The sequence below is a fragment of the Leptothrix discophora genome, from assembly GCF_030705305.1.
Classification (GTDB): Bacteria; Pseudomonadota; Gammaproteobacteria; order Burkholderiales; family Burkholderiaceae_C; genus Sphaerotilus; species Sphaerotilus discophorus.
In genome coordinates this window covers 729,860-751,917 of record NZ_JAUZEE010000001.1, presented here as the reverse complement: position 1 = coordinate 751,917, position 22,058 = coordinate 729,860, and the positions used below count along the sequence as shown (strand labels likewise).

Genomic DNA, 22,058 nt, shown 5'->3' with positions numbered 1-22,058 from the left:
TCGTGGCGTGCAGGGTGGCACGAGTGTAGACAGCGCCCACCGCCGCCGAAGACCCGAAGTGCCCCCCTGGTTGCAGTCTCTTTCCGGCCTGCACGCCTGGTCACGATCGTGAGGCGATCGTGAATCAACGGCTCAGGCCGCCCAGGGCAGGCTGAGCTGGACCGGGCCGCTGCGCGCGATCGGCAAGGGCGTCGGGCGGGCCAGTGGCCGGGGCAGCGCCCGATGCAAGGCCGGCGACAGGCTGCGGCGCGGCGCGAGGCCGGTCCGGACCACCGGACGAAGCGGGCCGCGATCGGCCGCCGCCGCAGACGTCGTCGGCACCGCGTCGCGTCCGTCCGGGTGGCACAGCACCGCCGTGTCGCACAGGCCCAGCGCAGCGGCGCGTTCGATCAGCGCGGTGCAGCGGGCCGCGTCGAGCTGCAGGGCCAGGCGGGTCCACAGCCGCAGCACCTCGGCATCCCGCCAGGCGTCCTCGACGGCCCAGCGTCGCTGCAGCGGCTCGGCCGGGTGGCCGGCCTCCAGCACGCGGGCCAGCAGGGCCAGGAAGAAGCGCTGCAGCGCCTCGCGCTGGGCCGGTTGCGGCAGCAGCGCCTGCCAGCCCTGCAGCCGGCTGGTCCAGCCGCTGCGCAACAGCAGCCGGCTCAGCAGGGCCTGCAGCGCCTGCACCGGGTTGGCCAGGTGCAGGCGGTTGGTCGGCAACACCCGCAGCGGCCGCACGGCGGCCTCGTGGTGCGGCATCGGGGTGACCAGGCTCATCAGGCAGGCCAGGCGCTCGCGCTGCGCGGCATCGCGGCCGGTCGGGCCGTCGATCGAGGCCAGCGGCTCGGACAGCTCGTCCAGATCGTGGCAGTCGACCCACGCGGCGGCGCGCCGGCTGAGCATCACCAGCAGCCCGGCGGCCACGCCACGGGCCGGGTCCAGGCTGATGAGCACGGCATCGTCGACCTGCGGCGCACGTGTTGACGCATGTGTCGGCACATGTGTCGGCGCGGTCAGCGCGGCCCGGTCCAGCGCGCAGCGCGTCACCGGGCAGTGGCTGGTGTCGAGCCGCCCGACCAGGTGCGGCGTGACCTCGGCCAGCTCGAAGGCCTCGCCCCGCAGCCAGGCGCGCAGGCGCAGCTGCAGCCAGCGGCGGGTGCGCAGGTCGGCAGGCCAGGGCCGCGCGCCGTCCCGGTCCCGCGCGGCTTGTCCGGCCTGCCAGCCGAGCCAGAGCGGGTCACCGGGCCGCGCCACGCGGTCTGGCAGGGGCAGGCCATGGCGGGCCAGGTCGCGGCCCAGGGCCTCGGCGACCGGATCGTCGGCGGACGCCAGGTCGGCACCGACCCGGTGCGCGGTGGAGAGGGCGGAACGGTTGACGCGAGCGGACATCGGTGTCTCCTGCGACCGCCGGACACGCTTGTCCGGCTTGGGATGCAGTCTCGCGGCCGGCTGGCTCAAGACGTGAGCCACCCCCGCGCGGCACGCGCGGCTGGGCTCGCAAACGGTTGCGAGAGGTCGGCGGCGCACGGCCTGTGGCGCAGCCGACGCGCCACAGCCCCCCGGACCCGGGGGGAAGCCTGCGGCTTCTCGACCGTTCCCCCGGCCTGAGGGATGATGGGCGCGCCGAAGGGGTGCCAAGCCACCCTTAAGATGGCCGAACAATGAAGATCACGGCGTTCGCCGGGCTCAGTCCCTGAGCCAGCGGGCACCGGATTCAAGGATCGAGGGAACGGAGAACGACGATGGATCGCACCGAACGCTTCTACAAGATCGAGATGCTGATCAAGAGCCGCGGCTCGGTCAGCTTCGCGGCGCTGATGGACGAACTCGAGGTCTCGCGCGCCACGCTCAAGCGCGATCTCGACTACCTGCGCAGCCGCATGGATGCGCCCATCGTCTACGACCGCGACAGCAACGGCTACCGCTTCGAGCAGGTGACCACGCGCGGCGCCGGTGGCAAGGCCCGCGAGGCCAGCCACGAGCTGCCCGGTGTCTGGTTCAGCGAGCGCGAGATCCATGCGCTGCTGACCTTGCACCACCTGATCCAGGGCCTGGACAGCGCCGGCATGCTGGGTCGTCACCTCGCGCCGCTGCTCGACAAGCTGCACGGCATGCTCGGCACCAGCGAGGGCGAGGCCCGCGAGCTGATCCGCCGGGTGCGCATCGTCCACCCGGCCCAGCGCCCGGTGGTCGGCAAGTTCTTCGAGCGGGTCGCCAGCGCGCTGCTGGAGCGTCGCCGGCTGCAGATCACCTACTACAGCCGCAGCAAGCAGAGCGAGTCGAAGCGGGCGGTTTCGCCACTGCGCCTGGTCCACTACCGCAGCACCTGGTATCTGGACGCCTGGTGCCACGAGTCCGATGGCCTGCGCCGCTTCGCTCTCGATGCGCTGCGCGATGCCGAAGGCCTGACCCAACGTGCCAAGGACGTCGCGATGAAGACCGTCGAGGCCGAACTCGACGGCGGCTACGGCATCTACGGTGGCAAGGACGTCAAGCAGGCCACGCTGATGTTCAGCGCCGAGGCGGCCCAGTGGGTGGCCAACGAGTTGTGGCATCCGCGCCAGGTGCTCGAACCTCAGGCCGACGGCCGGCTGCGCATGAAGCTGCCGTACACCGACGACACCGAGCTGCTGATGGACCTGCTGCGCCACGGCCCCGACGTGCGGGTCGAATCGCCCGCGGCGCTGCGCAACAAGCTGCAGCAGCGCCTGCAGGCCGCGCTGGGCCAGTACGCGGCGTGATGCCCCGGTCCGATGACGCAGCCCCGATCGCACCGGGGCTGCTGGTCCTTCAGGGCAACCGACTGGAAGACCTGCTGGCGGTGCTGCTCGACTGGCTGGCCCGCACCCCGCTGGCACCGCTGGAAGAAGAGGTCCTGCTGGTCCAGAGCAACGGCATCGCCGAGTGGCTGAAGATGCGCCTGGCGCAGGCGCGCGGCATCTGTGCGGCCACCCGCGTCGAGCTGCCGGCGCGCTTCCTGTGGCGCAGCTACCGGGCCATGCTCGGCCGCGACGGCGCTCCGGCGCGTTCGCCGCTGGACGAGGGCCCGATGGCCTGGCGCCTGATGCGCCTGCTGCCCGGGCTGCTGGACGATCGCCGCATGGCGCCGCTGGCGCAGTTCCTGGCCGGACCGGTCGGCCTGCCCGACGAGGGGCGCACGCCCGATCTGGCCCGCCGACTGCAGCTGGCCCGCCACCTCGCCGACCTGATCGACCAGTACCAGGTCTACCGGGCCGACTGGCTGGCCGACTGGGCCGAGGGCCTGGACCAGCTGCGCGATGCGGAGGGTCGCGCGCGCGAACTTCCGGCCGACCAGGCCTGGCAGCCGGCGCTGTGGCGCGCGCTGATCGATGACGTTCGTGCGCGGTCCGGCTCGGCCGAGGGCGACCCGGCGCAGGCCGACGCCCGTGACGTGCTCGCCAGCATCCGTCCGGCGGTCCACCGCCGCTTCGTCGCCGCGCTGGCCGAGGGCTGCGAGCCGCGCCGGCCACTGCCGCGCCGCGTCGTGCTGTTCGGCCACAGCCACCTGCCGGGCCAGACGCTGGACGCGCTGGCCGCGCTGGCCAGCCGGTCCCAGGTCATCCTGGCCGTGCCCAATCCCTGCCGCTACCACTGGGCCGACCTGATCGACGGCCGCGAGCTGCTGCGCGCCAGCCACCGCCGCCTGCCGCACCGGGGCGGTGTCGACCTCGGTGCCATCAGCCTGGCCGATGCGCATGCGCAGGGACATCCGCTGCTGGCCGGCTGGGGCCGCCAGGGCCGCGACTTCCTGCGCCTGCTCGACGATTTCGAGGAGCGCCTTGGCGCCCACGAGGCCGACGCGCTGCGCAGCCAGCTGCCGCGGGTCGACGTGTTCGACGACGCGCCCGGCACGACGCTGCTCGAGCGCGTCCAGGCCCGCATCCGCGACGCCGTGCCGCTGCCCGAGCATGCGGCGCTGGAGGCCGGCGCACCGCTGCCGGCCGACGACCGCTCGCTGGCCTTCGTCCGCTGCCACAGCGCGCTGCGCGAGCTGGAGGTGCTGCACGACCAGCTGCTCGGCCGCCTGGCCGAGGCCGGCGGCACGCTGGCACCGCGCGACATCGTCGTGATGGTCCCGGACATCGAGGCGACCGCGCCGCTGGTGCATGCGGTGTTCGGCGCGGTGCCGACCGGCGACCCACGCCACATCCCTTACGAGATCGCCGACCTCCGCCCGCGCGGCCGGCATCCGATGCTGCTGGCGCTCGAATGGCTGCTGCGCATCACCGAACAGCGCTGCACCGCCAGCGAGCTGCGCGAGCTGATGGAGGTGGCGCCGCTGGCCCGCCGTTTCGGCCTGGACGACGAGGACCGCGAGGTGCTGGCGCGCTGGTTGGACGGTGCCGGCGTGCGCTGGGGCCTGGACGTCGAGCACCGCGCCAGCCTGGACCTGCAGGCCTGTGGCGAGGCCAACACCTGGGCCTTCGGCCTGCGCCGCATGCTGCTGGGCTATGCGTCCGGCGACCTGGCGCTGGACCCGCCCGTGGCGGTTGCCGGGTCGGCACCGACCGGCGAAGACCGGGGCGAAGGCGACGCGGCGCCGAGCGTGCAGCCGCCGGGTCAGCCCTGGCACGACATCGCACCCTATCCCGAGGTGGCGGGCCTGGCTGCACGCGCGGCCGGTGCGCTGGACGCCTTGGTCGACACGCTGCGGCGCTGGTGGCGCTGCGCCCGCGAGCCAGCCACGCCGGTCGACTGGGTGCAACGTGCCCGCCTGCTGCTGGCCGACGTGATGAGCGCCCACGACGACGGCGAACGCGAGCTGGTCGACGCCCTGCACGAGGCGCTGGCACGCTGGCTGCACGACTGCGAGGAGGCCGGCTTCGACCAGCCGGTGCCGCTGGCCGTGCTGCGCGAGGCCTGGCTGTCGGGCGTGGCCGAACCGGGCCTGCGCAGCCGCTTCCTGGCCGGGGGTGTCACCGTCTGCACGCTGATGCCGATGCGGGCCATCCCCTTCCAGGTCGTCGCGCTGCTGGGCATGAACGAGGGCGACTACCCGCGCCGCGCGCCGCGTGCCGACTTCGACCTGATGGGCCTGCCCGGCCAGCGCCGTCCTGGTGACCGGGCCCGCCGCGACGACGACCGCATGCTCATGCTGGAGGCGCTCTTGAGCGCGCGCCGCCACCTGATCGTCAGCTGGGTGGGCCGCAGCGTGCGTGACCAGAGCGCGCAGCCGCCGTCGGTGCTGGTCGGCCAGCTGCGCGACTACATCGCGGCCGGCTGGGGCGAGGCGCGGCTCGCGGCCATCACCACCGAGCACCCGCTGCAGCCCTTCAGCCGGGCCTATTTCGAGGCCGTCGACGACGGACCCGGCCGGCCGCCGCGCCTGTCCACCCATGCGCTCGAATGGCGCGCGGTTCACGAGCACCGGCTGGACGAGGACCTGCCCGCGCCGATTGAGCGGGGCGCAACCACGGCCGCGGTCCCGGCCACGCTGAAGGTGGACCAGAAGCGCCTGCTGGCCTTCCTGCGCAACCCCGCCCGCGATCACCTGGCCGAGCGACTGGGCATCCGCCTGGAGGACCTGGCCGATGCGGCCCGCCTGGGCTGCGGCGACGACGAGCCGATGACGCTCGATGGGCTCCAGGAACAGCGCATGCTGTCGCTGCTGATCGAGCACGCCAGCCGCCCGGGTGCGGCGGCGGGCGACAGGGCGGCGGGTGTCGATGTGCCAGAAGGCGAAGGTGGAGGCGAAAGTGGAGGCGAGGGCATCGCCGCCATCTCGCCGGCCGAGCGCGAGGCCCTGCTCGACGCGCTGCACGCCGGCGCCGCCGACCTGCAGCGCCAGGGCCTGCTGCCGCTGGCCGGCCTGGGCCAGCGCTGGCAGCGCCGCTTCGTCGACACCAGCCTGCCGCTGCTGGCGGCCTGGCGGCGCGAGCTGCTGGCCCTGCCGCGACGCCTGCCGCCGCTGGCGCTGCATCAGCGGTGCTTCCAGGCGGCGCCGGCCGCCACGGTCGAGTTTTCCGACTGGCTGGATGGCCTGCGCGAGCCGGCGGTCGCTGGGGTCGATCCGGCCGCTCCGGCCGATGCGGCCAACGCCGACGGCGCATCGGTCCCCGTCTGGCTGGACCGCCACGCCAGCAAGCTGATCCAGAGCGCGACCCCGAAGGCGGTCATCCCCCGGCCCGACAAGCTGATGCCCGCCTGGCTGGCGCTGATCGCCGCGCAGGCCGGCGGCCAGCCGCTGCGCGCGGTGCTGATCGGCCGCGATGCCCGCATCGAGATGGACCCGCCGCCGCGCGACATCGCCGAAGTCGCCCTGCAGGGCCTGCTGCGCTTCTGGGCCCAGGCCCGCCACACGCCGCTGCCGCTGGCCATGCGGGCCGGCCTGGCCGGTTGCCGCAAGGCGATCGAGAAGGCGAAGCTCGACGGCCTGCCATGGGACGACGAGGTCTGGGATGCCGTCGTGCGGACCTATGACGGCAACGGCTCGCGCCTGGGCCTGCGGGCCGAACGAGAGGACCCGTCGCTGGCCCGGCTCTACCCGGATGCCGAGGCGCTGCTGGCCGATCCGGTCGCCTTCCAACTCGCGGCCGAGGCCCTGCTGATGCCGCTGCTGCGCTGGAGCCGCGACACCACGCGGGTCCGCATCGCGGCCTTGCCGCGTCTGCAGTCCGCGGACCCGGACGACGCCGACCCGGCCGACGATGAGGCGGAGGACGCCGATGACTGAGCCGCTGCATCAGCCCGTGCCCGCCGCCCTTTCGCCCCAGTTGCTCGACCCGCTGACCCTGCCGCTGCACGGCAGCCGCCTGATCGAGGCCAGCGCCGGCACCGGCAAGACCTGGACCATCGCGGCGCTGATGCTGCGCCTGGTGCTGGGCCACGGCGTCGCCGGCAGCGCGCCGCCGCGTGCGCTGGTGCCCGGCGAGATCCTGGTGATGACCTTCACCCGCGCGGCCACCCGCGAGTTGAGCGACCGCATCCGCGCCCGCCTGCTGGAGGCCGCCCGCTGCTTCCGCGACGAGACCGATCCGGCCGACGCCGACGATTTCCTGCGCCAGCTGCGCGCGGCCTATCCGGACGGCCCGGCCCGCCGCGAGGCCGGCCACCGCCTGGCGCTGGCGGCCGAATCGATGGACGACGCGGCGGTCCACACCATCGACGCCTGGTGCCAGCGCATGCTGCGCGAGCATGCCTTCGACAGCGCCCAGCTGTTCGACGAGGCGCTCGAAGCCGACGAGGCCGGCCGGCGTCGCCAGGCGGTGCAGGACTACTGGCGCCAGGAGGTCTATCCGCTGGGCCTGGGCGAGCTTGAGGCGGTGCTGGCGCTGTGGCCCGACGTCGAGGCGCTGGAGGCTCAGGTCGTGAGCCTGCTCAACCGGCTCGATGCGATCGAGCCTCCGGTCATGGTGCCCTTGGGCACGTGGCTGAACCAGGTCGACGGCGAGCGGCGCGCCGAGCTGGCCGCGCTCAAGGCCGGCTGGGTCGAGCGCATCGAGGACCTGCGCGGCTGGTTCATCGCCCGCCTGGCCGACAAGGACAAGCCCTTCAACGGCAACAAGGTCCAGCGTCGCTACGTCGACAGCTGGTGCGACCCGGTGCGCGACTGGGCCGCGTCGCCCGGGGCCGACGCCATCGACTTCAGCAAGACCGCGCGCTTTCGGCTGACCCACGAGGGCTTTGCCGACGCGCTCAAGCCCGGCGTGCGGCTGGCCCCGCCGCCGGTGTTCGACGACGTCGTGGCGCTGCTCGGGCAGCTGGAGCAGCGTGCGCCGCTGCACCAGGCCCTGCAGCGCCACGCCGCCCATGCCATCGCGGGCCGGCTGGCGGCCCTCAAGCGCCGGGCCGGTCGTTTCGGCTATGCCGACCTGAGCACGCGGCTGGACGCGGCGCTGCACGGCCCGCAGGGCGAGGTGCTGGCCGAGCGCATCCGGCGCCAGTTCCCGGTCGCGCTGATCGACGAGTTCCAGGACACCTCGCCGCTGCAGTTCCGGCTGTTCGACCGCATCTACCGCAGCGCCGAGGACCGGCCCGAGACCGGCCTGCTGCTGATCGGCGACCCGAAGCAGTCGATCTACGGCTTCCGCGGCGCGGACATCTACAGCTACCTTCGCGCCCGCCACGCCACCGCCGGCCGGCACCATGCGCTGGGCACCAACTTCCGCTCGACGGCGGCGCTGGTCGCGGCCGTCAACCACGTCTTCGCGCAGGCCGAGCGTGCGCGCGGGGAAGGCGCATTCGCGCTGGGCCGCGACGGGCCACAGGCCCTGCCGTTCGAGCCCGTCGGTGCGCGGGGCCGGGCCGAGCAGTTGCTGCAGGACGGTGCGGCCATCCCGGCGCTGCAGATCGCCTGGCTGCCGGACGTGCTGTCGCAGCGGCCCTTGCGGCGGGTGCTGGCCGACCAGGCGGCCGCGCAGCTGGCGAGCTGGCTGTCCAGCCCGCGCACCGGCTGGGCCGGCCCGGACGAGACGACGCCGCAACGCCGGCTGCGTCCCGGCGACGTCGCGGTGCTGGTGCGCGACCAGCACGAGGGCGAGGCGATCCGGCGCGCACTGGCTCGCCGGGCGATCCCGTCGGTCTACCTCTCCGAGAAGGACAGCGTGTTCGCCAGCCCCGAGGCGGCCGACCTGCTGCGCTGGCTGCGTGCGGTCGACCAGCCTCTGGACGCCACGCTGGCCCGTGCCGCCTACGGCTGCGCCAGCTGGGACCTGCCGCTGGCCGAGCTGGCCGCGCACCTGGACGACGAACTGCTGTGGGACCGCCGCGTCGCGCTGCTGCAGCGCCTGCGGATGGTCTGGCAGCGCCAGGGCGTGCTGACCCTGTTGCGACAGACGCTGCATGCGCTCGAATTGCCGCAGCGCTGGCTGGCCGGTGAGGCGGAACGGGGCGACTTGGCCCATGGCGCGCAGGGCGCGGGCCAGGCCCATGACACGCAGGGCGCGGGCCAGGCCCATGACACGCACGGCACGGGCAAGGCCCGCGGTGCCGAGCGCCGCCTGACCAACCTGCTGCACCTGGGCGAGTTGCTGCAGGCGGCCAGCGCCCGGCTCGAAGGGCCGGCTGCGCTGATCCGCTGGTTGGCGGCGCAGCTGCTGGACGGCGGCCGAGACGGCGGTTCCGGCCTGGGTGCAGCGAGCGCCGGTGCGGCGGTCGTCGGCGATGCCGAGGCCCATGTCGTGCGGCTGGAAAGCGATGCCCAGCGGGTCCAGGTCGTGACGGTCCACAAGTCCAAGGGACTGGAGTACCCGGTCGTCATGCTGCCCTTTGCGCATGCCGTGCGCGACGTCAAGCCTGCGCCGCGCCTGCCGGTCGAATGGGTCGACGAGGGGACCGGCACGCGCCACCTCGACTACCTGCATGACCCGCTCGCGCTCGCGCAGGCCCGTCGCGAACGGCTGCGCGAGGACCTGCGGCTGTTCTACGTCGCGCTGACCCGCGCCCGCCATGCGCTCTGGCTGGGCGTTGGCCTGAATGCGCCACGCCGCAAGTCCGAGCCGCCAACGTCCGCGCTGACCTGGCTGCTGATGGGCGGCACGCCCGAGGATGCCGGGGCGCTCGGTCCGGCCCTGCAGGCCTGGGCCGACGCGCAGCCGGCCATCTCGGTGCGGCCGTTCGTCCTGCCGGCGTCGAACCTGGCCTGGCGCGATGTGCGCAGCTGGACGCCGCTGCGGCCGGTGCAGCCCTACGACGCCCGCTTCGAGCGCCGCTGGGGCATCGGCAGCTTCAGCGCCCTGGTGCGCGACAAGGCCGAGGCCGGCCCGCTGGCGCCAGCGCCCGAAGCGGTGACGCCGATCCCTGCGCGCGCGCTCGACGCCGACCGGGTCCGCGCCGAAGGCAGTGCCGACGAATGGCGTGGTGCTGAGGCGGCCGTCGCTGCACCGCCGGACACGCCCGCCGCGCCGCAGGCCGAGGCCTGGCACCGCTGGACCCGCGGCGCCCGGGCCGGCAACCTGCTGCACGACCTGCTCGAATGGCTGGCCGACGAAGGCTTCGACCAGGTCGACCAGCCCGACGTCGCGGCCGCGCTGCGGCGGCGTTGCCGGCGCGCGCTGCTGCAGGTCCGGTTGAGCGATGCGGCCGATCCGGACCAGGAGGCCGACGCGCTGGCCGCCTGGCTGGCCGGGCTGGTCCGCACACCGCTGCCGCCGCTGGGCGCCACGCTGGCCGAGGTCGGGCCGATGCTGGCCGAGATGGAGTTCTGGCTGCCCAGCCCGTCGCTCGACCCAGGCCGGCTCGACGCGATCTGCCAGCATCACCTGCTGCCCGGCCGCCCGCGTCCGGCGCTGGCCGCGCGCACGCTGCAGGGGCTGCTGATGGGCTATGCCGACCTCGTCTTCGAGCACGACGGCCGCTGGTGGGTGATGGACTACAAGTCCAACGCGCTCGGCCCGGACGATGCGTCCTACACGGTCGAGGCGATGAACGCGGCCATGCTGTCGCACCGCTACGAGCTGCAGGCCGCCCTCTACCTGCTGGCCTTGCACCGCCTGCTGCGCAGCCGCCTGGGCGCGTCCTATGACCCGGCGCAGCACCTGGGCGGCGCGGTCTATGTCTTCCTGCGCGGCTGGCGCGGACCGGCGGCGGGCTGTGTCCACCTGCATGCCGATCCGGCCTGCCTGGCCGAGCTGGAGGCGGCGCTGGACGGCCCGCCCGACCGTCCTGCTGGCTCAGGCGATGAGCCTGCCGATCCGCCGCACCCCGACAGGGCCACCGCATGAGCCACCGCATGAGCAACCGCTTGAGCCGCACCGATGGCCAGCCGGACCTGTTCGAGCATGCGCCCGAGGCCGCCGATCCGGTTACTCCGGTTGACCCGGTCGACCCCGTCGTAGACATGCTCGCCGAGCTGTCCCGCTGGGTCGAGTCCGGCTGGCTGCGCGCGCTGGACCTGGCCTTGGCGCGGCTGCTGGTCGAGCAATGCCCGCAAGCCGACGCCGTGCTGCCGCTGGCCGCCGCGCTGCTGGCGCACAACGAAGGGCGCGGCCACACCTGCCTGCCGCTGGACGAGTTGCTCGGCCCCACCGCCCATCCCGCCCTTCCTGCCCTTCCTGCCCATGACCCCTGGCTGGCCGGCCCGGTGGCGGCCCAGGCCGCGCTGGCCGCCGTGCTGCGGCGCTTGCCGGTGTCGACGCTGGCGGGTTGGCGCGCCTCGCTGCTGGCCAGCGGTGCGGTCGACGATGCCGGCACCGCCGCGCCGCGCGTGCAGCCGGCGCCCTTGCTGCTCGATGGCGCGCGGCTCTACCTGCGCCGCCACCACCGCGACGAGGTCGAGGTCGCACGGGCGCTGCGCAGCCGGGTCGACACATCGGGCGCTGCCGTCGAACAGGATGTGGACCGCCCCGAGCCAGCCTGGGTGCGCGGCTGGCTGGATGGCCTGTTTGGTGCCGTGCCGACGGACCGCATCGACCACCAGCGGCTGGCCTGCGCGACCGCCTTGCGCGGCCGGCTGACGCTGATCACCGGTGGACCGGGCACCGGCAAGACCTACACCGTGGCGCGCCTGCTGGCGCTGCTGCAGGCCGATCACGAACGCCGTCATGGTCGACCGGCGGCGGGCTCGGACGATGAGCCTGTGGGCAGCGAGTCCAATGGGCAGGACCGTCTCGGCCATCGGCCGCTGCGCATCGCGCTGGCCGCACCGACCGGCAAGGCGGCGGCGCGGCTGCAGCAGTCGATCCGCAGCGCGCTGGAAGGGCTGCGCGCGGGCCTGCCCGACGCGCTCGACTGGCAGCGGCTCGTCGCCGACACCGACAACGCCCGCACGTTGCACAAGCTGCTCGGTGCGCGGCCCGGCACGCGCCAGTTCGCGCACCAGGCCCAACGCCCCTTGGAGGTCGACCTGCTGGTGGTCGACGAGGCCTCGATGGTCCACCTGGAAATGATGGCCGCGCTGCTGCGCGCCTTGCCGGCGCGTGCCCGGCTGGTCCTGCTGGGCGACCAGGACCAGCTCGCCTCGGTCGAGGCCGGCGCGGTGCTGGGCGACCTCTGCGCCGATGCGATCGACGTGGCACTCGACCCGGCCGATGCCCAGTGGCTGGCGGCCTGCACCGGTCAGGCCGTCCCGATGCCCGATCAGCCCGGCCGGCGTGCCAGCATCCTGGCCGCGCAGACCGTGCAGTTGCGCCACAGCCACCGCTTTGCCGGTGCGATCGGGGCCCTGGCGCGGGCGGTCAATGCCGGCGAGGTGGCCAACGCCCGCGCCTGCCTGGGCTGGCCGCAGCAGGGTGCCGACCCGGACCGGGTCCGCCACGATGCGAGCGTCGCGGCGCTCGGCGGCGTCGACCCGGCGCTGGCCGTGCGCGTCGCGCTGGACGGGCGGCCGACGATATCCAGCGAGCACGAGGCGGCAAGCGCCGGCTACCGCGCGATGCTGGCGGTGCTGCGGCAGCAGCGTCCCGATGCGAAACGGCTGGCCCAGCTCGATCCGGACGGGCGCCGTCACGTGCTGGAGGCCTGGGCCAGCGAGGTGCTGCGGGCCTTCGACCGCAGTCGCCTGCTGTGCGCGGTCCGAGAGGGCGACTGGGGCGTGGCCGGACTGAACGAGGCCATCGAGGCCGCCCTGCGCCGCGACGGTCTGGTCGCGCGCCAGGGCGAGTGGTACGAAGGCCGGCCGGTGATGGTCACGCGCAACGACCCGTCGCTGGGCGTCTACAACGGCGACATCGGCATCGCGCTGCGCCAGCCGGTTCTGGGTTCGTCACCCGTTCGCGCAGGTGGCTCAGGCCATGAGCCCGAGCCGCTGCGCGTCTGGTTCCTGGACGGCGAGGAGGTCCGCTCGGTCCTGGCCAGCCGCCTCAGCGCGGTCGAGACCGCCTGGGCGATGACGGTCCACAAGTCGCAGGGTTCCGAGTTCGCGCACACCGTGCTGGTGCTGCCGCCGCGCCTGAACCCGGTGCTCAGTCGCGAGCTGGTCTACACCGGCATCACCCGGGCCCGCCAGGCCTGCACCCTGATCGCGCCCGAACCCTCGGTCTTCGACGCCGCCCTGCAGCGCCGCACCCGCCGGGCCAGCGGCCTGCGCGGTCGCCTGCTGGGTTGACCCCCACCGCCAGACGTTCGGGCGCGCGCCCATTCGCACGCCACGTTGTCGACCGACGCGCGCCCTCGCAGGCCGTCGCCGGGCCGCCCCAAGGCGGCCTGCGCAGCCCCCTCGGGGGGCGGGTCAGGCGTAAGCGCCTGACCGGGGGCTCACATGTCACATCCTGCAGCCACGCGCCGGATCCGCGAGGCCCTTGGCGGCGAGGCCGACGTTCTTGTTGACCTTGCCGACCACCTGGCGCAGGTAGAAGTCCTGCACCGGGTTGTGCGCCTTGCTCAGCGTGAAGGGACCGCGCGGGCTGTCGATGCGGGCGGCTTCCATGGCCTTGACCATGCCGTCGCGGTTCTTGATGTCGCCCTTCACCGCAGCCAGGCCCGCGCCGAGCAGCTGGGCCGCGTCGTAGCCCTGCACCGCGTAGACGTCGGGCTGCAGCTTGTAGGTCTTGGCGTACTGCAGGCGGAAGGCCTGGTCGCGCTTGTTGCTCAGGTCGTCGGCATAGTGCAGCGCCGTCATGATGCCGGCGGCGGCGTCGCCCTGGGCCTCCAGCGTGCCATCGGTCAGGAAGCCCGAGGCATAGAGCGGGATCTTGTCCTTCAGGCCAGCGGCCGACCAGTCCTTGACGAACTTGACCGCGCCACCGCCGGCGAAGAAGACGAACACGACGTCGGGCCGGGTCGACGCGATCTCGGTCAGCAGGGCCTGGAACTCGACGGTGGGGAAGGGCAGGTTCAGTTCCTTGACGACCTTGCCGCCGCCGCCTTCGAAGGCTTCCTTGAAGCCGCGCACGGTCTCGTCGCCGGCCGCGTATTTCCAGGTCAGCGTGACGGCGGTCTTGAACTTGCGTTCGGCCGCGACCTTGCCGATGGCGTAGCCCGGCTGCCAGTTCGAGAACGACGAGCGGAAGATGTTGGGCGCGCACAGCGGGCCGGTGATCGCGTCGGCTCCGGCGTTCGGCACGATCAGCAGCGTGTCGTTGTCCTTGGCGACCTTGGCCATGGCCAGCGCGACGCCCGAGTGGACCGTGCCGACCATCACGTCGACGTTGTCGCGCTTGACCAGCTTGTTGGCGTTGTCGGCGGCCTTGGCCGGGTCGGACTCGTCGTCGACCTTGACGAACTCGATCGCCCGGCCGCCGAGCTTGCCGCCCTGTTCGTCGACGTACTGGCGAAAGCCGTTCTCGATGGCCACGCCCAGCGCGGCGAAGGTGCCGGTGTAGGGCAGCATCAGGCCGACCTTGATCTTTTCCTGCGCCACCGCCTGCAGGCTGAGGCCCGTGAAGGCGGCGACGAGGGCGGCGCCCAGGGCCAGCTGGCGCAGGGCAGGACGGCGGGGCGAGGCGGGGTGCTTCATGGCGGGTCTCCGAAGGGAATGGCCCGCACGATGCATGAAAGTGCCGCGCCGCAACATCCGGACTTGCTTGAAGACCGCGCGCCGCAGGTGCCGAAACGACACAGGCGGTGGACCCGCTTGCGCAGGGCCACCGCCTGTCGGGGTGGGGCGGACCGGATCAGGTCCGCCGCTCGATCACTTCTTGGCGTCGTCCTTGGCCGCGTCCTGGAAGACCGCCATCGGGTCTTCTTCCGCAGACGCCGCCGTCGCGGCTTCGAGCGCCGCGGTCGGGTCGCTGGCGGCGGCTTCGCTGGCACCGGGCTCGGCCGTGTCGACGTCCTGGAGCATCTGGGTCGCGGCCTCGACGTCGACGTCGACCTTCTTGTCGAGGAAGGTCGTCACCGTCTCGGGCACGAAGATCACGATGACCACCAGCAGCAGCTGCATCAGGACCCACGGGATCGCGCCCATGTAGAGGTCGCGGGTCTCGACCTTGCGGGGCAGCGAGCCGTTCTTGAACATGGTGTCGGAGATGCCACGCAGGTAGAACAGCGCGAAGCCGAACGGCGGGTGCATGAACGAGGTCTGCATGTTCACGCACAGCAGCACGCCGAACCACACCAGGTCGATGCCCAGCTTGTCGGCCACCGGCGCCAGCATCGGCAGGATGATGAAGGCGATCTCGAAGAAGTCGAGGAAGAAGGCCAGGAAGAACACGAAGATGTTCACGACGATCAGGAAGCCGGTCTGACCGCCGGGCAGGCCCGACAGCAGGTGCTCGATCCAGATGCCGCCGTCCACGCCCTGGAAGACCAGCGAGAACACCCGCGAGCCGATCAGGATGAAGACCACCATCGCGGTCAGGCGCATGGTGCCGACCATCGCGCCCTGGACCAGGGGCCAGGTCAGGCGGCCATGCATCGCGGCCAGGACGAAGGCGCCCAGCGCGCCGGCTTCGGTGGGGGTGGCCACCGCCGTGTCGATGCCGGGCAGGCCGCCCATGCTGCCGAGCACCGCGAAGATCAGCACGGCCGACGGGATGATCCCGCGCAGGCACTTCCTCCACAGTGCCCAGCCCTGCAGCGTGCGCTCGGTCGCCGCCACGCCCGGCACCCATTCCGGACGCACGCGCGAGACGATGAAGGTGTAGAGCAGGAAGATCAGGATCTGCAGGATCGACGGACCCCACGCACCCTTGTACATGTCGCCCACCGAGCGGCCGAGCTGGTCGGCCAGCACGACCAGCACGAGCGACGGCGGCACCAGCTGCGTGATCGTGCCGGAGGCTGCCAGCACACCGGTCGCATAGCGCATGTTGTAGCCGTAGCGCATCATGACCGGCAGCGAGATCATCGCCATCGCGATCACCTGGCCGGCCACGGTGCCGGTGATGGCGCCGAGGATGAAGCCCACGATGATCACCGAGTAGCCCAGGCCGCCGCGGATCGGGCCGAACAGCTGGCCCATCGAATCGAGCATGTCCTCGGCCAGGCCGCACTTCTCGAGCACGGCACCCATCAGCGTGAAGAAGGGGATCGCCAGCAGCAGGTCGTTCGACAGGATGCCAAAGACGTTGAGCGGCAGGTTGGACATGAAGGCCGGCTGGAACCAGCCCATCCAGACCGCGAAGGCACCGCAACCCAGGCCCAGCGTGGCCAGCGAGAAGGCCACCGGGAAACCCAGCAGCATGATCACGATGAGCCCCAGGAACATCAGGGGCGGGAAGTGCTCCATGCTCATTGCAGGGGCCTTTCGTAGTGGGTGTCCATCTCGTAGGTGTGGGTCAGCCAGCCGACGCGCTTGATGACCTCGGAGACGCCTTGCAGCATCAGCAGCCCGAAGCCGAGCGGCAGGGTCAGGATGGCGGGCCAGCGGATCAGGCCGCCGGCGTTGCTCGACATCTCGCCGCTGGTGAAGAGCTTGACGAGGTAGGCGCCGCTGCCCAGCGTCGCCATGCTGTCGGTGGGCAACATGCCCGAGGTCAGCTTGGCGATGAAGAGCTGCCAGGTCATGTAGGTCAGCACGCCGATGACCGGCATCAGGAAGAACAGCAGGCCGAACAGGTCGACGTAGACCTTGCCGCGCCCGCTGAGCTTGCCGTAGAACAGGTCAACCCGGACGTGCTCGTTGACGCGCAGCACCTGCGCACCACCGAACATCACGCAGGTGGCGAACAGGTACCACTGGATCTCGAGCCAGCCGTTCGAGCTGTTGCTGAAGACGTAGCGGAAGACGGCGTTGCTGCCGCTGATCACGCAGGAAAGCAGCACCGCCCAGCTCGCCAGCGTGCCGAAGCGGTCGCTGAGCGAGTCGATGCGATGCGCCAGACCGATCAATGCCTTCATGGCCGACCTCCTGTCTGTGCAGTCGTGACGAACATCTCGAGTCCTTCTGGAGTTTCTGGATGGGGAATGCAGGGCGGATTTCGACACGCCAGCACGCGGCGCGTATGACACTCGAAAACCCTGAGAGCGCGAATTGGGTCTTACGACTACGCGGCACTACGCAGAGGCCTGGGCGCGGGACGACGCCTGTGCGCCTTCAGCCGCTGCCATCGGTCTCGCCGACGGTGCGGCAGCGCTCGACCGCATAGCGGATCAGCTCGGCCTGGCCGGCGATGCGCAGCTTGCGGCGGATGTTCTGGCGGTGCGTCTCGACGGTGCGCACGCTCAGGTCGAACTGCGCGGCGATCTGCTTGCTCGACTGGCCGCGTGCCAGTGCGTTGAGGATCTCGCTCTCGCGCTCGGACAGCAGCGGCCGGGCCGATTCGTCGGCTGGCACGACCGGCTGGCGGGTCAGCTCGGCGCTGAGGTAGCTGCCGCCGGCGGCGATCGCATCGATGGCCGCGAAGATCTCGCTGGACGGCCCGTCCTTGAGTACGTAGCCGCGCGCGCCGGCCTGCAAGGCCTGGTGCACGTACTCGGGGTTGTCGTACATGCTCAGCATCAGCACGGCCAGGCGGGGATGGCGCCGCATCAGCTCGGCCGTCAGCACGATGCCGTTGGACTGGCGGATGCCGATGTCCATCAGCACCAGGTCGGGCTGGAGGTCGGCGATGCGCGCCAGCGCCTCGTCGGCCTGCGACGCCTCGCCGACCACCACGAGCGCGGGCTGGCTGGCGAGCAGGGCGCGCACGCCCTCGCGCACCAGCGCGTGGTCATCGACCAGGACGATGCGCATGGGCGGTGGTCTCTTCGAGTGGCGGGATGGCCGGGGCCTGAGTGGCCGGGCTGGCCGGGTTGCTGAAGCGGCGGATCGCCTCGCGCGGCACGTCGGCAACGACGCGGGTCATGCCGGGCCGCGACTGCATGCGCAGGCGGCCACCGATCGAGGCCAGGCGCTCGTCCATGTTGCGCAGGCCGATGCCGCGGCGTGGGTCGTCGCGCAGTGCCGCGGCGTCGTAGCCCACGCCGTCGTCCTGCACCGTCAGGCGCAGGCCGCTGGCGCTGAAGACCAGCCGCAGGTCGACCCGGCTGGCGCGGGCATGGCGCTGGATGTTGGTCAGGGCTTCCTGGGTGACGCGAAACAGCACGGTCTTGATCTCGTCGGGGAGGTCGACGGCCGGGCCCCGCTCGCGCAGGAAGAAGGCCAGGTCGGCGTGCTCGGCGAACTCCTCGCCCAGGTGGCGCAGCGCGGCCGGCAGGCCGAAGGTGTCCAACAGCGGCGGGCGCAGCCGGTGCGACAGGTTGCGGATCTCGCCGAGGGCGTCCTCGATGCGGTCGCGCGCCTTGTCCAGCGTCGGCGGCGCAGCGTTCGGGCCCAGCCGTCTGAGCTGGCCGATCGCGCTGTCCATCAGCAGCTTGATCGACACCAGCGTCTGGCCCGTGCCGTCGTGCAGCTCGCGCGACAGGTGGGCCCGCTCGGCCTCCTGCGATTGCACGACCTGACGGGCCATCAGCTGCAGCTGCGCATCGGCCGCGCGGGCGCCGTTGAGGTTGAGCACCAGCGCGCAGCCGCCGACCAGCGCGATGCCGAGCAAGGCGATCGCGGTGATCCAGGCCATCGTGGCCCAGATGTTGTCGCGGGCGCGCTGTTCCAGCTCGTGCAGGGTGGCGTCGATGTCGTCGAGGTAGAGGCCCGAGCCCATCATCCAGCCCCAGCGCTGCAGGCCGACGACGTAGCCCATCTTGGGCACCTCGGCACGCAGGCTGGGCTTGTTCCAGACGTACTGGAAGAAGCCGCTGCCCTCGCGCGCCTTGGCGATCAGCGACTGCACGACCGGGCGGCCGTCGCGGTCGCGGACCTCCCACAGGTTCTGGCCTTCCAGCTCGGGCTGCGGCGGCAGCACCAGGCACAGCCCCTCGAAGTCGTAGGCGAAGAAATAGTGGTCGCCGCCGCCGTTGTCGAGCGAGCGCAGCAGGCGCTTGGCCTCACCCTTGATGATCTCGTCGTCACGGCCGGTGTCATAGAGCGGCTGGATCACGCTGAGCGCCAGGTCGACCGACCGCTTGAGCTCCGTGCGCTTGCTCGACAGGTAGGCCGACTGGACCAGGTCACGCTCGCTGGCGGCGAGTTCCTGGGTCTGGTGGCGCACCGCCAGCGCGATCAGCAGCAGCGAGGCCAGCAGCGGCAGGGCCGCCAGCAGCAGCAGCTGGCGGCGCAGCGCACGCAGGCCGTGCGTCTCGTGGCGGGGCGAGGTCGCCGCAGCGAAGCTCATGCTCAGGACCGTTCGGGACGGTGTCGCCATCCGGCCGGATCAGCCCAGTTCGCAGGCCTGGGCGTAGAGCCTGCCGGAGCGCGCGCCGCTGCGGCAGAAGGCCAGCACCGGCGCGGGCAGTTCGTCGATCAGCCGCTTGAACTCGGCGATCTCTTCCGGCGACTGCCAGGCACCGGACACCGGCAGGTGGGCATAACGCAGGCCAGCGGCCAGCGCGGCGGCTTCCATCTGCGCGCTGGTTGGCTGGTCCGGGCCGCCCTCGAAGTCCGGGCGGTTGTTGATGACCGAGCGAAAGCCGGCCGCCGCCGCCGCGGCCATCGCCTCGGGCATCAGTTGCGGGGCCACCGAGATGTTCGCGTTCAGCGGCTGGACGGGCAGCAGGGGAGCGTTCATGGCGTGTCGATCCAGAAAGGTTGCGGGAGGGGAAATCGGGATTCAGGGCTGCAGCGCGCGCTTGACCGCAGCGGAGACCAGGCCCATGTCGGCGTTGCCGGCCAGCTTCTGCTTGACCGCGCCCATGACCTTGCCCATGTCGCCGGGGCCCTTGGCGCCCAGCTCGGTGACGATGGCGCGCACGGCGGCGTCGATCTCGTCGGCGCTCAGGCGGGCCGGCAGGTAGGCCTCGAGCACCAGCAGCTCGGCGCTTTCCTTGGCGACCAGGTCGTCACGACCGGCGGCGCCGAACTGGGCGATCGAGTCCTTGCGCTGCTTGATGAGCTTGTCGACGATGGCGATCACCATCGCGTCGTCCAGGACCACGCGCTCGTCGACTTCCTTCTGCTTCAGGGCGGCCAGCAGCAGGCGGATGGTGCCGAGGCGGTCGGCTTCCTTGGCACGCATGGCGGCCTTCATGTCGTCGGTGATGCGGTCCTTGAGGCTCATGGCAGGTCTCGTCTGAAGGAGGAGGGGACGGGAAGGCGTCCCGAAAATGAAAAAGCCCACACGGCGTCCCGCGTGGGCTCATTCGTTCGGCTGACGGGCTTCATGCACCCGCATCAGCCGCGCGGGGCGGTCAGTACAGCTTCTTGGGCAGCTGCATGGAGCGCACGCGCTTGTAGTGGCGCTTGACGGCGGCAGCCTTCTTGCGCTTGCGCTCAGCGGTGGGCTTCTCGTAGAACTCGCGGGCGCGCAGTTCGGTCAGCAGGCCGAGCTTCTCGATGGTGCGCTTGAAGCGGCGCAGGGCCACGTCGAACGGCTCGTTTTCCTTGACACGGATGGTCGTCATGAACTGAAGGATCCTTCGGTTATGCCCTCGGTGGTCGGTGTCGTGGTGGGGTTCCGCGCGGAGCGGTCCTGTCCCGGAAGTTACCGGATCGGGACCGACAACCCTCTGATCACCAACTCGATCAGGCCAATTGCAGCAAAGACCGAAATTATAGACAAAGATTTCGGGAGCTTGACAAACCCTCCTGCACAAAAAGCCCGGAGGGCGGCGCCGGCGTATCCGGCGCGGAGCCTCAAACCTTTTGCCAGGCCAATCCGCCGCCGGCGAATATCTCGCGCAGCCGGCCCTGCTCGGCGAGTTCGTTGAGCGAACCCTGCAGCGCACGCGCCAGATCTCCGGCGCTGCGCTTGACGGCCATGCCCACGGCCCAGCCGTCTCGCGGGGCCCGCGGGATGGGCAGCGGCGTGATGGCATAGCGCGGGTCGTCGCGCAGCACCGATTCCAGCTCCGAGCGCAGCCCGGCGGCGACCGGCACCTCGCCCTTGCGCAGCATCTGGGCCGCCTCGTGGCCGTTGCTCATGTCGGTCGACAGCTGCTCGCGCAGGCGGCCGTTTTCCGCGCCGATCATCAGCCAGCCGGCCAGCGACAGGCCTGGCACCGCGATGCGGCGGTTCCTCAGGTCGTCCAGGCTGTCGAGCCGGGGCACCAGGCTGAGGTCACGGGCGATGACGACGCGCTCGCGCCAGTAGGGTCCGAAGATCTCGACCTGCGGGCTCGCGTCGATCAGCGGCCGGTCCACCGGCACGTGCAGCAGCACGTCGGCCGGGCCCCAGCCGAGGTAGTGGCCGCGCCAGACCATGTTGCGCAGGTCGTCGGACATGTTCTCGCCGGCGGTGAAGGGCAGCAGCGTCGGCTGCACGCCCAGGCCGGTGGCCAGCGCCCGTGCCAGTTCGACCTCGATGCCCTTGCCGTCGACGTGGAAGGGCGGCAGTTCCTGGTAGACGCCGACGATCAGGCGGCCGCGGGCCTTCACCTTGTCGAGCGCGGAGGCGCCGTCGGGGGCCTGGGCCCGCGCGGACGTGGCGGTGGTGGCTGCGGTGGTGGCGCCCAGCGCCAGGGCCAGGGCGCTGCCCTGCTGCAGGAAACGACGACGGTTCATGGCGGGAGGTCTCGCGGGATCGGGCGCCGTGCGGCGGCACCTCGTGGGGTGGACAGAGGCGACAACGGCGCCACGCGGGCGCCGAAGGAAGGGCATGACTCAGGTGCGCATCAGAGCGGCTTCTCGCGCCGGGTTTCCAGGTAGGCCTTGATCGACCAGACCGCTTCCTGCGAGAGGATGCCCTCGAACGGCGGCATGTAGACCGCGCCGTTGCGGACCTTGCCGCGCCGCACGCTGCCGCTGTAGTAGTCGTCGATCTCGCGCACGCAGGCGGTCTTGCGACGCGTGTCCTTGGCGCTGGAACAGTCGTTGTCGAGCTTGCGCAGGTCGGGCGCGATGCCGCCGGAGATGGCCTCCAGGCCGTGACAGCGGGCGCAGTTCTGGTTGTAGGCCGAGCTGCCGATCGCCACCGCCTTGTCGTTGCCGCGATAGGGGTTGTCGGGCAGCCAGTCGGCGCCCAGCTGCGGCAGGCTGCTGGTGTCGACCGCCTGGGGCGTCACGTCACCGTGGGCCACGGCCCACGTGCTGATGCCGGCGAAGGCGAGGGCGGCGAGGGTGCGCGCGACGGGACGAAGGGCGAGGGAGCGGGGCATCGACAGGTCTCCTGGATCGTTGGGGATGGGCACTCGGAGCCGCTCACTGCAATGCCTGTGCCAGACCTCATGCAGGCGACCCGTAGCCGCTGGATTGCGGGGTTGTCCGGGTGATCTGTTGCGCCGTGGCGCGTGGGACGGTCTGGCGACCCCGAGACAATCCGGTGTCACGC

General features: G+C 71.9%; 15 protein-coding genes. 4 read left to right on the top strand and 11 right to left on the bottom strand.

Going from position 1 to position 22,058, the window contains the following annotated elements; all coding sequences use genetic code 11:
- Positions 1–132 precede the first annotated feature (132 nt).
- Positions 133–1,368, bottom strand: a complete 1,236-nt coding sequence (locus tag Q8X39_RS03360; protein ID WP_305748193.1) for a hypothetical protein — start codon at positions 1,366–1,368, stop codon at positions 133–135.
- A 353-nt stretch (positions 1,369–1,721) separates the two neighbouring features.
- Here Q8X39_RS03360 and Q8X39_RS03355 point away from each other — a divergent pair, with 353 nt between their 5' ends.
- The 4 genes from Q8X39_RS03355 to recD are packed head-to-tail and all read left to right on the top strand — an operon-like array spanning position 1,722 to position 12,982.
- The gene (locus Q8X39_RS03355; protein ID WP_305748192.1) at positions 1,722–2,720 is read left to right on the top strand and encodes a helix-turn-helix transcriptional regulator; all 999 of its coding nucleotides are present in this window, start codon (positions 1,722–1,724) and stop codon (positions 2,718–2,720) included.
- Positions 2,720–6,673 (top strand): exodeoxyribonuclease V subunit gamma, encoded by a 3,954-nt coding sequence (locus Q8X39_RS03350; protein WP_305748191.1) that lies wholly within the window; start codon positions 2,720–2,722, stop codon positions 6,671–6,673. Before Q8X39_RS03355 ends, Q8X39_RS03350 begins: the two co-directional genes overlap by 1 nt.
- Positions 6,666–10,661, top strand: coding sequence for a UvrD-helicase domain-containing protein (locus tag Q8X39_RS03345; RefSeq protein ID WP_305748190.1), 3,996 nt, complete (start codon positions 6,666–6,668; stop codon positions 10,659–10,661). The genes Q8X39_RS03350 and Q8X39_RS03345 overlap by 8 nt, the downstream gene beginning before the upstream one ends.
- On the top strand, positions 10,658–12,982 hold the full coding sequence (gene recD / locus Q8X39_RS03340; RefSeq protein ID WP_305748189.1) for an exodeoxyribonuclease V subunit alpha: 2,325 nt from the start codon (positions 10,658–10,660) through the stop codon (positions 12,980–12,982). The genes Q8X39_RS03345 and recD overlap by 4 nt, the downstream gene beginning before the upstream one ends.
- A gap of 156 nt (positions 12,983–13,138) precedes the next feature.
- Here recD and Q8X39_RS03335 read toward each other — a convergent pair whose 3' ends face one another.
- From Q8X39_RS03335 to pedF, 10 genes are all read right to left on the bottom strand, one after another.
- Entirely contained in the window at positions 13,139–14,332 is a 1,194-nt protein-coding gene (locus Q8X39_RS03335) for an ABC transporter substrate-binding protein (protein ID WP_305748188.1), read from the bottom strand.
- A 174-nt stretch (positions 14,333–14,506) separates the two neighbouring features.
- Positions 14,507–16,051: a TRAP transporter large permease gene (locus Q8X39_RS03330; RefSeq protein WP_305748187.1), complete on the bottom strand. Its 1,545-nt coding sequence runs from the start codon at positions 16,049–16,051 to the stop codon at positions 14,507–14,509.
- Positions 16,048–16,656, bottom strand: a complete 609-nt coding sequence (locus Q8X39_RS03325; RefSeq protein WP_305748186.1) for a TRAP transporter small permease subunit — start codon at positions 16,654–16,656, stop codon at positions 16,048–16,050. The genes Q8X39_RS03330 and Q8X39_RS03325 overlap by 4 nt, the downstream gene beginning before the upstream one ends.
- A gap of 196 nt (positions 16,657–16,852) precedes the next feature.
- Entirely contained in the window at positions 16,853–17,491 is a 639-nt protein-coding gene (locus Q8X39_RS03320; protein WP_305748185.1) for a response regulator transcription factor, read from the bottom strand.
- Positions 17,469–18,968, bottom strand: a complete 1,500-nt coding sequence (locus Q8X39_RS03315) for a cache domain-containing protein (RefSeq protein WP_305748184.1) — start codon at positions 18,966–18,968, stop codon at positions 17,469–17,471. Before Q8X39_RS03315 ends, Q8X39_RS03320 begins: the two co-directional genes overlap by 23 nt.
- 39 nt (positions 18,969–19,007) lie before the next feature.
- Complete coding sequence (locus Q8X39_RS03310; RefSeq protein WP_305748183.1) at positions 19,008–19,361, bottom strand: protein tyrosine phosphatase family protein; 354 nt, start codon at positions 19,359–19,361, stop codon at positions 19,008–19,010.
- Between the two features lie 42 nt (positions 19,362–19,403).
- Complete coding sequence (locus Q8X39_RS03305; RefSeq protein ID WP_305748182.1) at positions 19,404–19,850, bottom strand: GatB/YqeY domain-containing protein; 447 nt, start codon at positions 19,848–19,850, stop codon at positions 19,404–19,406.
- Positions 19,851–19,980: 130 nt separating this feature from the next.
- Positions 19,981–20,193, bottom strand: a complete 213-nt coding sequence (rpsU, locus tag Q8X39_RS03300; RefSeq protein WP_012346814.1) for a 30S ribosomal protein S21 — start codon at positions 20,191–20,193, stop codon at positions 19,981–19,983.
- Positions 20,194–20,425: 232 nt separating this feature from the next.
- A complete protein-coding gene (locus Q8X39_RS03295; RefSeq protein WP_305748181.1) occupies positions 20,426–21,292 on the bottom strand; it encodes a substrate-binding periplasmic protein in 867 nt (288 codons plus the stop codon).
- 110 nt (positions 21,293–21,402) lie between these two features.
- Positions 21,403–21,885, bottom strand: a complete 483-nt coding sequence (gene pedF / locus Q8X39_RS03290) for a cytochrome c-550 PedF (protein WP_305748180.1) — start codon at positions 21,883–21,885, stop codon at positions 21,403–21,405.
- Between the last annotated feature and the right edge of the window lie 173 nt (positions 21,886–22,058).

Bases quoted from the DNA above. Each gene is read 5' to 3' on its own strand.
- Q8X39_RS03360 (WP_305748193.1), bottom strand. From the start codon at position 1,368: ATGTCCGCTCGCGTCAACCGTTCCGCCCTCTCCACCGCGCACCGGGTC.
- Q8X39_RS03355 (WP_305748192.1), top strand. From the start codon at position 1,722: ATGGATCGCACCGAACGCTTCTACAAGATCGAGATGCTGATCAAGAGC.
- Q8X39_RS03350 (WP_305748191.1), top strand. From the start codon at position 2,720: ATGCCCCGGTCCGATGACGCAGCCCCGATCGCACCGGGGCTGCTGGTC.
- Q8X39_RS03345 (WP_305748190.1), top strand. From the start codon at position 6,666: ATGACTGAGCCGCTGCATCAGCCCGTGCCCGCCGCCCTTTCGCCCCAG.
- recD (WP_305748189.1), top strand. From the start codon at position 10,658: ATGAGCCACCGCATGAGCAACCGCTTGAGCCGCACCGATGGCCAGCCG.
- Q8X39_RS03335 (WP_305748188.1), bottom strand. From the start codon at position 14,332: ATGAAGCACCCCGCCTCGCCCCGCCGTCCTGCCCTGCGCCAGCTGGCC.
- Q8X39_RS03330 (WP_305748187.1), bottom strand. From the start codon at position 16,051: ATGAGCATGGAGCACTTCCCGCCCCTGATGTTCCTGGGGCTCATCGTG.
- Q8X39_RS03325 (WP_305748186.1), bottom strand. From the start codon at position 16,656: ATGAAGGCATTGATCGGTCTGGCGCATCGCATCGACTCGCTCAGCGAC.
- Q8X39_RS03320 (WP_305748185.1), bottom strand. From the start codon at position 17,491: ATGCGCATCGTCCTGGTCGATGACCACGCGCTGGTGCGCGAGGGCGTG.
- Q8X39_RS03315 (WP_305748184.1), bottom strand. From the start codon at position 18,968: ATGAGCTTCGCTGCGGCGACCTCGCCCCGCCACGAGACGCACGGCCTG.
- Q8X39_RS03310 (WP_305748183.1), bottom strand. From the start codon at position 19,361: ATGAACGCTCCCCTGCTGCCCGTCCAGCCGCTGAACGCGAACATCTCG.
- Q8X39_RS03305 (WP_305748182.1), bottom strand. From the start codon at position 19,850: ATGAGCCTCAAGGACCGCATCACCGACGACATGAAGGCCGCCATGCGT.
- rpsU (WP_012346814.1), bottom strand. From the start codon at position 20,193: ATGACGACCATCCGTGTCAAGGAAAACGAGCCGTTCGACGTGGCCCTG.
- Q8X39_RS03295 (WP_305748181.1), bottom strand. From the start codon at position 21,292: ATGAACCGTCGTCGTTTCCTGCAGCAGGGCAGCGCCCTGGCCCTGGCG.
- pedF (WP_305748180.1), bottom strand. From the start codon at position 21,885: ATGCCCCGCTCCCTCGCCCTTCGTCCCGTCGCGCGCACCCTCGCCGCC.